Below are 11,716 nucleotides of genomic sequence, written 5' to 3' on the forward strand. Positions count from 1 at the left end.
ATAAGAATTCATATAATACAAACCCGGCGGTTCTTCTTGAAGAACCGCCGGGTTTGTATTTAGTCTTAAAGATGAGAAATTTAACTTCAACAATTAACTATCATTGAAAAGAAGTTCTGAATTCCAACGGTGACAGATTTGTTTTGTTTTTAAAAAGCTTTGTAAAAGACTGTGGATGTTCGAAACCTAATTCATAAGCGATCTCACTGATGGATAAATCGGTTGTAGAAAGTTTTTCTTTAGCTTTTTCTATCAGTTTGTCATGAATCAGCTGCTGTGTACTTTGTCCTACAAGGGTTTTAAGCAATCTGCTGAGGTAATTGGGAGAAAGATTTAGCGCTTCGGCAATCATCTGAACATTGGGCAATCCTTTTGAGATCAGATCCTGATCATTAAAATACCGGTTCAATAAATCTTCAAGACGGGTAAGAACAGCATGATGACTTATTTTTCTCGTAATAAACTGTCTTTCATAAAACCTTTCAGAATAATTCAGTAAAGTTTCAATATGCGAAATAATAATATTCTGGCTAAACTGATCAATATCCGAATGATACTCCTGCTCAATATTTTCTATAATGGCATTGATGGTTTTTTCTTCTTTTTGGGAAAGAAACAAAGCTTCATTCACTGAATAGTCAAAAAAGTCATACTTTTTTATTTTTTGAGCAAGAGAAGTGTTCCACAGAAAATCGGGATGAATCAACAACATCCAACCCGATTGTTCTTCCGTTGGATTAGGCGTCGTTTCAATTCTAAAAACCTGATTGGGAGCAATAAAAAACATAGTTCCTTCGTCAAAATCATACTCCTGCTGCCCATATTTCAGCTTCCCGGAAATTCCTGTTTTCAGAGAGATCTGGTAAAAATTCAACATCCAGTTGACCTCACCAATATCTTCCGGCCGTCTAACCATACTGTAATCAACAACACTGATCAACGGATGCTCAGGAGGCGGCAAACCTCTTGAACGATGAAATTCAGTGATGGTTTTTATATTTTTGGTGATCCGTTGTTCCATAGAGTAAAGGTATCTTTTTTATTTCATTGTAATCAGTATGTTTTATTCTAAATCATTTTGATAGGCCGTTGCAAAATCTTTAGCAAAATCCTCAAGTTTTATTTTCCCTAAAACAGGTCTGTGCAGGTTATAATCTTCATATAAAGTTCCCGTCCTCTGACTTGCCTGAGTTTCAACAAATCCTTTAGCAACCTGTTCATTGAAGCCAATTTCCAGCCAACTTTTTAAAAGTTCTTCATCCGAAATGATATTCCACTGAAGATCAGGTTTGCCAATTGCAGCTCCCAGTGCCTTTGCAATTTCGTTAGGTGAAACTTCATCACTCGCCACATAACGGAATGTTCGTCTTTCAAATGGAAGTTCCATTTCCTCTGCAATCACATCAGCAATATCTAATGGGGAAACCCAAGGTTCTTTTTGATCACCGCCCCAATTTGAAATAATAGAACCATTATTTTTGATGGTGTTGATGAATGAAAACAGATTGAAATAGATACCAACCGGACGTATAAATTTGATGGAAATATCATCCGGTAGCTCATTCAATATTCTTTCTACATGATGATGAAAAACAATGATGCCCGTTCCTTTATCAGTATGCGCCCCGATGCTGCTGAGGTGAACAACCTTTTTGACTCCCGACCTTTCCACTGCTGTTTTATAATGATGCCCTATTTTCTTGATGGTCTCAATAAAATTAATATTTTTATCAAATAAATCTCCCGCCGCTTCCATGGTTTCCATCAAATAAACAATATCTGCTCCTTTAAAAGTTTGGATTAAGAATTCTGTATCAAACATACTCCCTATCGCTGCTTTTGCTCCCAATGCTTCAATAGCAGGTGTTCTTTCTGAAGCGCTGCTGATCACCGTTACCGAATGTCCTTTTTGTACAAGCTGTTCTGTAAGTGGTCTTCCGATGCTCCCAATGGAACCTGTTAAAACAATATTCATTTTTCTCTTTTTTTATTGATGTAAAATTCTGAATATTACATCACCTGCACTTAGTCGATTCTATCCTCTTCTTAGCCAAAATAATCGGGAGCGCATCGCAGAAATGGTAACAGGGTAAATATAAAACCATCTGCTATTGTATAACAGATGGTTCATAAAATGGTAATCAGATCACTCTGATTATACTATTTCGGTAACTTTGGAGGGGTTATCCTTTGATTCTTTGTGTTTAAGGTTCCAAGAAAAGCTTCTAACTGAAGAACTTCTTCGTTGGTTAAATTCAAAGGGGTAAGCATTTTCGATTTTTGAGACTCCAGGCTCACTCCTTCATGAATGGTAGATCGTTTTTTAGGGGGTTCAGGATTTCCTTTATTATAAAAATGAATAACATCAGCCATTGTCATAAAAGCTCCGTTATGCATCCATGGACCTGTTCTGGTAATTTCTCTCAGTGACTGTACTCTAAATTTCCCAGCATCTTCCCTATTTCTTGTAACCTTGTATCTTCCCAGGTCTTCCTGTTTTGAGCCCAGTAAAGAAGTTCCGATATTTTCAAATCTGTTGTTGGAAAAGTACCCTGAATTGTGACAATTCATACATTGAGCTTTCGTTCTGAAAAGATGCAGTCCCATCACTTCATTATCTGTAAAAGCATCAGCTTTGCCCTCTATAAACTGATCAAATTTACTGGAAGGGCTTTTCACTGTTCGTTCAAAAGTTGCAATCGCCTGGGCAATTCTATCTTTAGTCACTGTTTTTTCACCAAATGCTTTTTCAAAAAGGACTTCATACCCTTTAATATTGGCAATTTTTTCCGTGGCCAAATCAATATGTTCGTTCATTTCCTTTGTGTCCTGAATCGGCATATGAGACTGTTCTTCCAGAGAAGACGCTCGCCCATCCCAGAATAAGGTTTTGGCATAAGCTACATTCAGAATACTCATCGCGTTTCTCGATCCCAGCTGCCGGTCATGCCCAAAAGAGAAAGTTCGGTTGTCACACCATCCCAGTTCGGGATCATGGCAGGATGCACAGGCAATCTGGTTAGAGCTTGAAAGTCGTGGATCATAAAACAAAGTTTTTCCTAAAATTGCTTTTTCAACGGAGTAAGGGTTATCTTCTGGAAACTGAACTTCAGGTAAATGTCCGATTTCGGTAAAATAAGGAACGGCTTCAGAGTTTAGTGTAGGTTCAGGCCATTTTGAAATATCTCTGGAGGAATAGAGTTTTCTAAGTTCTGCTACAAACGAAGTTGTATTATGAATTTCTTTATTAACTTTTGTACTCAAACAATTATTTAAAAGGGAAACTGTAAGAAACAAAACAACGATCCAACTTATTGCATTCTTCATTGATCCTTGGCTTTATGATAAAATAATTAATATTAAAATTGTAAATCGTTTAGTATCCTGGATTTTGCAGCATATTGCTATTGATGTTGATCGATTCCTGCGGAATAGGCACAACAAATTTATCATTAGGATACGTTGGGCTGCAGTTATTGCCAATACAACCGTTATTACGGACAATATTCCTGTGATTCCTCATAAGATCAAAAAAATACTGGTTTTCAAAAACAAATTCTTTTCTTTTCTCTTCCAATAAAGCATCCATAGAAATACTGGTAAGCGACGATAATCCGGCTCTATTTCTAATAGCGTTAATATCCTGTAAAGCCACATCTGTTTTACCTAAATGAATGGCAGCCTCAGCTCTGATAAAATAGACTAAGCTCAAACGATACATCAGACTTACATTCTGAATTTTATATTTCTTTGTGAAATAATAAGGTAAATTGGTTGTCGTATTCCCATTACCTGCTGTTTTTAGATTTTGTGTTTCAAACAGTTGTTTTCGGATATCATTGGAAGAATATAGATTATAGATATCTTCAGAAGCAACGTATGTTGATCGGTTTGTAGTTGTTTTAAAATTATACAAGTTCGCCAAAGGCGTTTCATTTTCGGCAGTATTAGCCAGATACCAGATAGATTCGGGGGCGGCCCATTGAGTTGTCAATTCATTTTTAGAAGTCAGTGTCAAACCAGAACCTGTGATAATCTCGTCTGCATATTGATATGCTTTCTGCCAATCGTTTTTCCATAAGGCGATTTCGGCAGCCAATGTTTTTACAGCGGTAGGATTCATGAAATTTTTACTTTCTCCGCCTGGAATTGCCTGTTGATTTTGGATCAGTGACAAAGATTGAGTAACATCATTTTCAAGCAAGGTAAAAGTTTCTGCTGCTGTCTTCCTGGCTGGGAAATCGATCCCCACTTTTAAAGGAATTGTATTATAGACAATTCCCAGGTGAGATGCATCCGAGGTATAGGTATAATTCTGTCCGTAATATTTAAACAGCTGAAAATGTACAAAAGCCCTCAACGCCAAAGCTTCAGCTTTTATTTCACTGATTTCCGGGACTGAAGCATCCTGAAGATCATCCACATACTGCAGAATAAGATTGACATTATTAATTATCTTATAGTTATCGGAGTAATATAGTTTTAATTCACTTTCAGACTTCTGATCATCAAACTGATAGAGCTGATCTACCTTTGCAGGAAGTGAAATGATATTGGTAGAACTGCTGGGCGGATTTTTGAAATTCCCGGACAATAAATCACCATATACATACGCTGCTTCTGTGAAATAGGTACTGCGAAGTTGATAATAGGCACCGTTTAAAGCTTCCAAAATACCTTTTTTCGTAGAAAGCTGTGTATTGATAGAAATGGCTTCTACCGGCTCATGTTCAAGAAAATCTCTGCATGAAACTGCAGAAACCAGGGCCATTGATATGAAGATTATTTTTTTCATTTTTTACTTTTTAAAAATTCGCTTTAAAACCAAAACTGAAGGTTCTCATTTCCGGATACAGATACCTGAATTCCCTGATTCCATTCTTCCCTGCAGGAGACTTTTCTTTATACCAATACAAAACATTGGTACAGTCTAAAAATATACTGGCACTTTTTATAAAACTATTCTTGATGGTATGAAGCGGAAGTTTATAATTAAGGTTGATATTTTGCAGTTTGATATAGCTGTTATCATATATATACTTGCTGTTGTTGGCTATAGTAGGTTTGGTGGTAGGCTTTCTGTTGGACGCGATATCTCCCGGGGCCTGCCAATAATCTAAAGCGTTGACACTTACGTTACGGTTGATCAGAATTGTATATTTATCTATGAGATCGCTTGCGACCAGTACATTTCCGCCCCATTCGAAATTGACAAGGAACGAAAGACTGAAATCTTTATATCGTATCGTATTATTCAATCCACCGGTAAAATCCGGCTGAGAATTTCCGATAATGGTATAATTGGTTTCATCAAGTGCCGTAAATTGTCCTGATTCTGTTGGAACACCTTTTACCATAAACATATCCATTCCGTTGGCGGGATTTACTCCCAGCCATTCATATCCCCAGATTGCGGATGTAGAGACTCCTATTTTCTGAGCGCGGGCTATGGCTGCTGTGGAAAATTTTTCTTCAAGCCCAAAAAGTGCTGTTACCCTGTTTTTAACTGTAGCAATATTAAATGAGGTAGTCCATGTGAAATCCTTCTTACTGAACCAGTTTCCTTTCATAGAAACTTCTACTCCCTGATTATACATGGATGCTCCATTAATTTCTGCAGTGCTGTATCCTGTTTCCATGGGAACATCTCTGTTCACAATCATATTTGAAATATTATTTCGGTACAGCTCCACGGTGAAATCTATTTTTTTAAACAAACTGAAATCTACTCCCAAGTTAAATTTTTCATTTTTTTCCCAGGTAAGATTACGGTTTTGGGGAGATGATGAATCCGGATAAGCATAGTCATAATTATAGTTGAAGCCATTCCCTGCTACCATATACAGGCCCGAAGAGCGATAACTTCCTATTCTGGAATTTCCTGTCATTCCCCACGAAGTTCGAAGTCTCAAAAAGCTTATCACTGAATTTTCTTTTAAAAAATTTTCCTTGGAAATAAGCCATGATGCTCCAATTCCTCCATTTACTGAAGCATTTACATCTTTTCCGAATGCTGAGCTCTCATCTCTTCTTACAGTGGCGGAAAGGAAATATTTTTTATGAAAATCATAATTCAGCTGAGAAAAGAAACTTCTTCCGCTGTCTTCCTGAGTAAGTGCTCTGAAAATACTCGGACTTATAGCGTCCCAAGGATATTGATAGGTAGAATATTCTTTAAAGTTGGTTCCCAAAATAGCTTCTTTATAATCTTTGGTATGACGGAGCTCCATCCCCAATAATAAGTCTGCATGATGGTTTTTCCAAAACGTTTTTTCATAATATAAATGAGTACTCCAGTTCCATTTTTTACTGTCTGAAGTATTGATTCTGCTTCTTCCCCGAATGGTTTTCGTCATTCCGCTGTCGTTAAGCCCGGACTTCCAATCGATATTCTTTTTATCTGAGAGGTCAATTCCAAAAAGTGTACTTAGCTTTAGTCCTTTGGCAATTTCATAGCTCATATTCAGACTGGAAAGCAGCGAATTATTTTTGACATTTATAATATTCTGATTAGCTGCTGCAAGAGGATTGGCAATACCCGCTGTTCCTGTAGAAGCATACGTTCCGTCTTCGTTATAGATGGCTTTATCAGGTCCCAGAATAAAATTGAAATACGTATTAGGCTGTTCTTTATAAAAGTTATTATAAGCTGCGTAAAGACTGATGTTCAATTTTTTATAATTGAAACCTATGGTGGCATCTATTCCCTTTTTTTCCAGGGAGTTCATCACTTTAGATTCATTATTTTTAGAATAATCCAAGCCGATACGATAGGTAAGATATTTCCCGCCACCGCTTGTGGTAAAATTGGTTCTGTAGAAATCTCCGTTCTGGTTCATCACGTCAAACCAATTCACATCTACTCCATTCCATGCATAACTCTGAGGTTTTGCCCCATTCATCAGATAATCGTTGTAAAGTCCTGCATATTGCTGCCCGTTGAGATATTTGATTCTGTTAATACTTTGAGACACTCCGTATTGTGTGGTAAACGAATAGGAAGGTTTTCCTTTTCGTCCTTTTTTCGTGGTGATCAGAATAACGCCATTGGCAGATTCTGCTCCATAAAGAGCCACAGCCGCCGCGTCTTTAAGAATATTAATACTTTCAATATTATCTGTATTGAGCCTGGCCAATGGGTTAATATTCATTTCAGAATTGGAATCTGCGCCATTGAAGTAGGTTTGAGCAAAAGGATTATCCTCTCTCATAATGATCCCGTCTATGACAATCAACGGTTGTGTGGAAGTTCCGGGAGTTCCAGAAAATGAAACTAAGGATCCAAGCCCCCGGATATTAATATTCACTGGTTTTCCCAATTCGGGACTGCTTACAATTTGTACTCCGGGCGCCATTCCTGTGATCATTTTGTCGATACTTTCGTAAGGCTGTACTATATTAATGTCTTTTTGGGTCAATGTGACGATGGAACCTACAACTTCTTCTTTAAGCTTTTTTGTTCCGTAAGATGAGGTCACAACGATTTCTTCAATCGATTGCACACTTAGTGAATCTTTTTTTTCGGCTGATGAGTTTTGGGCATTGATAGATATGACACCACAAACCATCAGAATGCTTGCGACAGATTTATTCATTACTGCTGGATAGGATTAATTGACAATAGAAAAATGATGACTGACAGTTCAAAAACTGTATTGCTGGTTTAGAATAAACAGAATTTTTGTGATTGGAATAGAAAATAAATGGGTACAATATTTAACAGCCATCTTTATAAAGCTTTAATTAGAATCAATAAAAATAATTGCAAATTTAGGTAAATTAATTAAAACCGGAAGAATCTTCACCCTTATTTTAGGAGGAAACTAAATCGTACAATGATGATGATTACCTATAATTTCAAAGAATTCCTTTATTGGCAGACTCATTAGGCTACATTTTCAAAAGGTTAATCCATATTATATCAGCCATTTAAACACTATCCATATCCTTTCTGTATTGAATACGGCATATTCTCTTATAAAATAGAAGAGTTTTCCTTTAAAATAGCTATAATTTGATTAAATTTACGTCAATAACAAAAGCATAAAAACACCTAGAAATAAATCTGTATGAATAAGAAAAGTGCCACGATATATGATATTTCAAAGAAGCTCAACGTAAGTGTGGCAACTGTTTCGAGAGCATTGAACGACCACCCTAGAATAAGCCAGGCTACCAAAGAACTGGTCCGCAAAACGGCCAAGGAAATGAACTATAAGCAAAATAACCTTGCCAAAGCATTAAAAAGCGGTGAAACCAAAAACGTCGGCATCATTGTTCCTTACATCAACACCAATTTCTTTTCCTCCGTAATCAGAGGGATTGAAGAGGAACTTTCTCTCCTTGGTTATCATGTTATCATCTGTCAAAGTCACGAAGATGTCAATATTGAAAAAAGACAGCTTAACACGTTGTTAAATGCCCAGGTGGATGGTATTTTTATGTCTGTTTCCAAAACAACTACAGATACGGAGCATATCACCAGTATTTTAGAAACGTCTAATACTCCGATTATATTTTTTGACCGTAAAAAAGATATTCCGGGCATCAGCACTGTAACGATTGATGACTACCGTGCCGGATATATGGCTACAGAACATCTTATTCAGGAAGGATATAAGAACATCTGTCATTTTGCCGGAGATCTTAATCTTGAAATTTATCAGAATCGTTTGAACGGTTACAAACAGGCTTTACTGGATCATAATTTACCGGTAAAAGAAGACAATATCATCTCTACAGGAAGTTCGGTGGATGATGGTAGTGAAGCTATCAAGAAGCTATGGAGTAAAAAATCGGTTCCGGATGCTATATTTTCTTCAAGTGATTTTGCAGCTTTAGGCGCCTGTCAGGAATTGAAAAAACTTTCCATAAAAATTCCTCAGGAAGTAGCCGTCATTGGATTTTCCAATGAACCTTTCACCCAGTTTATGGAGCTTCCAATCAGCTCGGTTGATCAGACACCGGGAATGATGGGAAAAATGGCAGGACAGGTATTTTTAGAAACGGTAAAGGAAAACAATTCGGGAGTCTCTATTGAGAAGAAAGTGGTATTGAAGCCACAGCTTCATATCAGGAAGTCTTCGAAAAGGAAATAATGTTCATACAGAATAAATAGATTTATTGTCCATTTTGATCCGTCCTTCATGTTTTTACAAACAGATCAAAACTTATGAATCTTCTGAAATTCATAGGAAAAGAATTGATAATCAAGGTTGGTATGTTTTTTATATTCTTCGGGAAACTTTTCAATAACATCATAATACGTACCCAATTCGGTCTCTATATTCTGGAAGCGACTAAGATAAATCACTTTCCACAAGCCACCGCCTATTGACAATATGTCTTTTTTGTTATCTCCATAATACCATTTTATAATGGGAGTATCGCCTATATTACAGCATACTGTATGCTGATCCAAGATATCTATCCACTGATATTCTACAGGTATCAGGACCTGATTTTCTGTATTGATCAGTCCCCACTTTCCCTGCCCTAATCTTCCCTTATATTCGTCACCATTCCACGACTTGCTATCCCATAAAAATTCGTAAAAAAGCTCATTAGACTCATCATCATATTTCCAATGATAGTCACCTATAAAAATCTTAAAATATTTCTGATCGATCAAAGGAGATATATAATCATAAACAGGCGGTATAATCTGGAAGCCATTAATTAACATAACGCCCCATTTTTTCTGTCCTTCAATCATATTGTAAAATCGAATCATTTCATTTGAATAATCAACGATTTTTGACACCTTAAGTTCCTCTATATTGTTATACTCATCAGTGGTATAAACTTTTCCGTCTTTATACTGAAAGATTGATATTTTAAGTCTTTTAGATAAGAAAATGGTCTCATAAAGTTCTAAAGGATTATCCATATTATTTTGTATATCTTTATATAATGCATCCATTCTATGATCTCTTTGGGTAGTCTCTTACATGACAGGGTTTTATTTTTAATACTCCATCATTGCAGTCCTGAATGCCTTTCAAATATACATCGTTTTTACCTTTAAAAGAAAATGCCCTCTACATCACGTAGAAAGCATTTTCAACCCTAATATTTATATAATCAAAAAACAGTTCTTATAAACTGACCCCTCTTCTCCAGGGGATAAAATCGTTTTGGTTTAAAATAGCGGCTTTGGTTTTCACTTCTCCGCTGGCTACTTTGATGATAAATTCCAGCAGTTCTTCTGCTTTTTCATCAATAGTTTTTTCTCCGGTAATCACGTCTCCAGTGTTAAAATCAATGATATCCGGCATTTTCTCGGAAAGAGAAGTATTGGACGAGATTTTCACGACAGGAACGACAGGATTTCCGGTAGGCGTTCCCAGACCCGTGGTAAATAATACCACATTGGAGCCGGAGCCCACTAAAGCGGTTGTACATTCTACATCATTTCCGGGAGTACACAGTAAATTCAGACCCGGTTCCTTAATATATTCTGTAAAATCAAGAACGTCATTGATAGGCGATGAACCACCTTTTTTGGCAGCCCCCGCAGATTTCATGGCATCGGTAATAAGGCCATCTTTAATGTTCCCCGGTGAAGGATTCATATCAAAACCTGATCCTGCCGCTACAACCGATTCTTCAAAGTCTTTCATCAGCTGTAAAAATCTTTCTGCATCTTCTTCTTTTACGCAACGGTTTACGAGTTCCTGCTCTACTCCACATAATTCCGGGAATTCTGAAAGAATGGTAGCTCCTCCAATTCCGGCAATAAGATCTGAAAGCTGTCCTAAAACCGGGTTGGCTGAAATTCCTGAAAAACCATCGGAACCACCACATTCCAATCCTAAAACCAATTTTGAAATGGGTGCAGGTTTTCGTTCTATTTCATTAGCATTTTTTATTGCTTCATAAGAATCTTTGATAATTCCGGTAAGCATTTCATCCACCGTTCCGGACTTTTGCTGCTCATAAACGATGATGGGCTTTTTATTGTTGGGACTGATCTTTTCTAAAGCATCTTTAAAAATCTGAACCTGTAAATTCTGGCATCCAAGGCTTAAAACAGTTGCCCCGGCTACATTCGGATTATTAACATATCCTGCCAGCAAACGTCCTAATGCCTCCGCATCCTGACGAATTCCGCCACAGCCGCCCTGATGGGTGATGAATTTAACGTCAATATTTTTAAACACCCTTGAATCCTTCTCTTCATCCTCAAGATTTTCCGCGTCCGAGTTATGAATTAAAGATCTTAGCAACAGCTGATGTTTTGTTGTCTTTTCGAATAAAAGTTCTTTTTCAAAAACATCTTTTAGAATTTCCACATTCCTGTTCTCACAGAAAACCAAAGGGAAAAACAACCATACATTTTCTGTACCTACCTGCCCGTCTTCTCTGTGGTAGCCCATAAAAGTTCGGTCTTTCCATTGGTCAATATTGGGAGCAGTCCAGGAAGTGGTTTCTGTTTTACCTTCTACTTTTGCGCTTTGGTGCTTTACATTTTCGGTAGTTATTACTTCTCCCTTTTGAATGGGTTGGTTCGCTTTTCCCACCAAAACCCCATACATCATGATAGAATCTCCTACTGAAAGATCTTCTGTCACAAATTTATGTTTTGCCTTTGTATCTTTGATAATGAGGTAAGTAAAGCCATCCAAATCCACGGTTTCTCCCTGCTTCAGATCGATAAGTGCTACTGCTACATTATCTTTGGGGTTTACTTTCAATACTTTCTTTTGCATGATTT

8 protein-coding genes are annotated in these 11,716 nt (G+C 37.1%); 1 reads left to right on the forward strand and 7 read right to left on the reverse strand.

Going from position 1 to position 11,716, the window contains the following annotated elements:
• Nucleotides 1-100: 100 nt before the first annotated feature.
• From ACL9RH_RS07640 to ACL9RH_RS07660, 5 genes are all read right to left on the reverse strand, one after another.
• Entirely contained in the window at nucleotides 101-1,021 is a 921-nt protein-coding gene (locus tag ACL9RH_RS07640) for a helix-turn-helix domain-containing protein (protein ID WP_422692768.1), read from the reverse strand.
• A 42-nt stretch (nucleotides 1,022-1,063) separates the two neighbouring features.
• A complete protein-coding gene (locus tag ACL9RH_RS07645; RefSeq protein ID WP_422692769.1) occupies nucleotides 1,064-1,975 on the reverse strand; it encodes an NAD(P)H-binding protein in 912 nt (303 codons plus the stop codon).
• A gap of 185 nt (nucleotides 1,976-2,160) precedes the next feature.
• A complete protein-coding gene (locus tag ACL9RH_RS07650) occupies nucleotides 2,161-3,264 on the reverse strand; it encodes a cytochrome-c peroxidase (protein ID WP_422692770.1) in 1,104 nt (367 codons plus the stop codon).
• A 112-nt stretch (nucleotides 3,265-3,376) separates the two neighbouring features.
• On the reverse strand, nucleotides 3,377-4,795 hold the full coding sequence (locus tag ACL9RH_RS07655) for a RagB/SusD family nutrient uptake outer membrane protein (RefSeq protein ID WP_422692771.1): 1,419 nt from the start codon (nucleotides 4,793-4,795) through the stop codon (nucleotides 3,377-3,379).
• Between the two features lie 10 nt (nucleotides 4,796-4,805).
• The gene (locus ACL9RH_RS07660) at nucleotides 4,806-7,595 is read right to left on the reverse strand and encodes a SusC/RagA family TonB-linked outer membrane protein (RefSeq protein ID WP_422692772.1); all 2,790 of its coding nucleotides are present in this window, start codon (nucleotides 7,593-7,595) and stop codon (nucleotides 4,806-4,808) included.
• A gap of 474 nt (nucleotides 7,596-8,069) precedes the next feature.
• On the opposite strand from ACL9RH_RS07660, the gene ACL9RH_RS07665 reads away from it, so the two are divergent.
• Complete coding sequence (locus tag ACL9RH_RS07665; protein ID WP_422692773.1) at nucleotides 8,070-9,098, forward strand: LacI family DNA-binding transcriptional regulator; 1,029 nt, start codon at nucleotides 8,070-8,072, stop codon at nucleotides 9,096-9,098.
• Nucleotides 9,099-9,163: 65 nt separating this feature from the next.
• Here the strand turns inward: ACL9RH_RS07665 and ACL9RH_RS07670 are convergent, their stop codons facing one another.
• A complete protein-coding gene (locus tag ACL9RH_RS07670) occupies nucleotides 9,164-9,922 on the reverse strand; it encodes a WG repeat-containing protein (RefSeq protein ID WP_422692774.1) in 759 nt (252 codons plus the stop codon).
• Between the two features lie 175 nt (nucleotides 9,923-10,097).
• Nucleotides 10,098-11,711 (reverse strand): UxaA family hydrolase, encoded by a 1,614-nt coding sequence (locus tag ACL9RH_RS07675; RefSeq protein WP_422692775.1) that lies wholly within the window; start codon nucleotides 11,709-11,711, stop codon nucleotides 10,098-10,100.
• Between the last annotated feature and the right edge of the window lie 5 nt (nucleotides 11,712-11,716).

Origin of the sequence: Chryseobacterium sp. Mn2064 (genome assembly GCF_049319685.1) — a bacterium.
Taxonomy (GTDB): Bacteria; Bacteroidota; Bacteroidia; order Flavobacteriales; family Weeksellaceae; genus Chryseobacterium.

Excerpts from the sequence above, each read along its gene's own strand:
- ACL9RH_RS07675 (WP_422692775.1), bottom strand. The coding sequence starts at position 11,711 with ATGCAAAAGAAAGTATTGAAAGTAAACCCCAAAGATAATGTAGCAGTA.
- ACL9RH_RS07655 (WP_422692771.1), bottom strand. The coding sequence starts at position 4,795 with ATGAAAAAAATAATCTTCATATCAATGGCCCTGGTTTCTGCAGTTTCA.
- ACL9RH_RS07645 (WP_422692769.1), bottom strand. The coding sequence starts at position 1,975 with ATGAATATTGTTTTAACAGGTTCCATTGGGAGCATCGGAAGACCACTT.
- ACL9RH_RS07665 (WP_422692773.1), top strand. The coding sequence starts at position 8,070 with ATGAATAAGAAAAGTGCCACGATATATGATATTTCAAAGAAGCTCAAC.
- ACL9RH_RS07670 (WP_422692774.1), bottom strand. The coding sequence starts at position 9,922 with ATGGATGCATTATATAAAGATATACAAAATAATATGGATAATCCTTTA.
- ACL9RH_RS07640 (WP_422692768.1), bottom strand. The coding sequence starts at position 1,021 with ATGGAACAACGGATCACCAAAAATATAAAAACCATCACTGAATTTCAT.
- ACL9RH_RS07660 (WP_422692772.1), bottom strand. The coding sequence starts at position 7,595 with ATGAATAAATCTGTCGCAAGCATTCTGATGGTTTGTGGTGTCATATCT.